Consider the following 2,334-nt stretch of genomic DNA (forward strand, 5'->3'; position numbering starts at 1 on the left):
GCCCGTACACCGGCGTGGTGTCAAAGGCCGAGGTCAAATCGATCCGCTGCGCTGACGTCGTCGAGTTCAGACGCGCGAAGCCCAAATCTGCCTCCAACTCCGCCGAATAGACACGGATCTTCGATGTGTACGGCTCGCGCATGGCCAGGCTGCGCGTCGAAGGGCTGGTTTTCGGAGTGCGCGTCACCGGGTCGTAGTCGACATAGTCCAGCCCATCGCGATGCAAGTCTTGCGCAACCGCCGACAAGCGCAACTTGAAGTCCTTGCTGGGCTCCAAGAGGCCCACCACCCGGATCCCTTGTGAGTCGCCCTTGTTGACGCCAGCCCCCCCTGCCGGGCCAACGGCCGTGACATAGCCGGGATCCTTGTCCGAAAAGGCAGCAACACGAACTGCCGAGACGCCAGACTGCACAGGCACATTGACGAGTCCACTGACCGTGTGCCCCAGGGAGCCACCATCGGTGGACTGCACCGCCACTCTCGCCCAAGCTTCAAAGGACTTGGTATTGGGCTCGTTGGTCACGTACTTCAATACGCCGCCCATGGCTCCTGCCCCATACAGCGTGCCCTGAGGGCCGCGCAGGAGTTCGATATGGCTGAGGTCCAGAAGAGCCATATCCAAGGCGTTGATGGGGCCGCTCACAAAGGGGCTGTAGGAACCGACCGCGATGTCATCAATGTAGGTGCCGACTGTCGCGATGGTCTGGTCACCTGTCGAAACGCCCCGAACGCTGATCGCCCCCAGGCCTGCCCCGCCCTGCGTCTTCACGTCGACGGCGGGCAAGCCAGCCAGGTAGTCCACAAGGCCCTTGGCACCCGATTGCTCGAGCTCGTCCGCCGACAGCCTGTTGATTTGCAGCGGGACATCTCGAGCCATCTCTTTACGGCGGTTGGCCGTGACGACAACCGCCTGCAGTTGGTTTCTTTCTTTTGCACCGTCACCCGGCTTGTCCTTTTCCAGCACGCCGGCGCTCTGCTCCGCCGGTTCGGCCTGGGCCTGGGCTTGCGCCAATGCCATCACCGGCAGGCAAGTGCCAAAGCAAACCACCGCCGCCGCACGAGCGACCAAGGTGCGCGAGTTGGCGAGGTGTCGTGACGGATCCAGTGGCTTGCTCATGTTGACGTCTCAAAAAGGGGTGGAATTGCCTGCCAAGGTATGGCGTGTGATCCGCAAGATTCCGTGCGGGAGCCAGCGACGGGCGCTGGCGTCATGGCACGCGAACCTCAAGCTTGAAGGTGCCGACACGACAGCTTTGGACCTCGATGAACAGCCCGCCGCTGCCGGCGGTAATCACCGAGACGACCCGCTCGCCGTCGTTGCCGCGAGTCCAAGGCTCGAAGCCGCTGGCGCGGCCGTAGAGGCCACCGCCCCAGCCCTCCAAATGACCGATGTCGATCTGCGGCGCGGTGGGCGACAGGACCTGCGCTCCCTCAGCCTTGACCGTTAGCCGCAGCCGCTCCGCATGAGGGAGTGCCTTCGCCGACGACGGCCCATAGGTCGCGAAGTACCCGTCGTTGCGAATGCGTACCTCAGTGCAAACATGCGTGTCGAACTGGGTCTGGCGGAGCACCTCCAGTGTCAGCTGGGGCAGCAAGGAAGCCACTCTGAGGAAGGCAGCGCTTTGCGCGTCGCAGGTCTGCGCAATTCGTTCGAGGGGCGGATTGATGATCCCGACACTGGGGTCAAAGCCTGCCAACTCCACTTCACCGAACTGCGGATGGTTGAACTTACGCCAGGGCTTGAAGATGCGCCCGGCGTTGTGTTCGCGGTCGAACTTCACCAAGGCGCGCATGTCCTTGCGCGTCAGTTTGATGTAGTTGTCCATGAACGGCTTCTTCGGGGCGATGCCCACCTGCTTGAAGACGTCCCAGAGCTCCACCACATAGGCCAGTGCACCCCGCTGGTGGTAGGCGTAGTCCATCAAATCGCCATGGATGGTTTTGTCGGGCGAATACAGGAACTCATGGAAACCGCTGACCGTCGGATAGCCGGTGTACTCGGCCATCCACGCCTCGACCTGCTCGAATATCGAGAGGTCCAGGGGATCCATCTTCGAGTCGGGCTGATCGCCAAGGGGGCGGATCAGCACGCCGCCGAAGGTGTGAAGACTTAGCCACACCATGATGTTTGCGTGGCGCGYCGCAAACTCCAGCACGGCACGCGTCTCGGGCGCACTCCCGGGATAGGGGCCTGCGCCCGCCTCTTGAGGCTCAGGCACCCAGTGGTGTGGGAAGTTGCGGTTGAAATCTTGGGAGTTGTCTGACAAATAGTGCGGATCCGGAATGTGATGGCCATCGAAGTTCTCGATCTGCCCCTCCGGATACAGCTTGAAG

Annotated in this window: 2 protein-coding genes; both read right to left on the bottom strand. The window is 62.2% G+C overall.

Annotated elements, in window-relative coordinates:
• A partial coding sequence (locus ACXJKR_RS30095; protein WP_457325965.1) for a TonB-dependent receptor plug domain-containing protein occupies nt 1-1,117 on the bottom strand: 1,117 nt, incomplete at its 3' end.
• 91 nt (nt 1,118-1,208) lie between these two features.
• The coding region (locus tag ACXJKR_RS30100) for a M14 family zinc carboxypeptidase (RefSeq protein WP_457325966.1) at nt 1,209-2,334 on the bottom strand (1,126 nt) is incomplete at its 5' end.

This window comes from Roseateles sp. P5_E11, assembly GCF_054049355.1.